Annotated in this window: 1 protein-coding gene; it reads right to left on the bottom strand. The window is 61.3% G+C overall.

The window, feature by feature from the left end; genetic code table 11:
- Positions 1-269: ABC transporter substrate-binding protein (locus EOD29_RS32010; RefSeq protein ID WP_245475504.1), on the bottom strand; the 269-nt coding region annotated here is incomplete at both ends.

Raw genomic sequence — 269 nt, 5'->3', positions numbered from 1 at the left:
CGGGATCGGGTTCTTGGCAACGGCCGCAGCACCCTGGAAGACGGCGTCGACGATCGCCTGCTTGTTGATCGCCATGTTCAGCGCCTTGCGGACTTCGGCCTTGTCGAAGGGAGCAATCAAGGTGTTGTAAGCGAGATACGAAACGTTCAGGCCGGCCTGCTCGAGCACGGTCAGGTTCTCGTCCTTCTTGAGTTCGGCGACGTCGGCCGCATTCGGATAAGGAATGAGGTGGCATTCGCCGGCCTTCAGCTTCTGCGCGCGGACGGCAG

This window comes from Mesorhizobium sp. M1A.T.Ca.IN.004.03.1.1, from assembly GCF_003997555.1.
Lineage (GTDB): Bacteria > Pseudomonadota > Alphaproteobacteria > Rhizobiales > Rhizobiaceae > Mesorhizobium.
The sequence above is the reverse complement of the archived record's forward strand: the minus strand, read 5'-3'. Positions and strand labels throughout refer to the sequence as shown.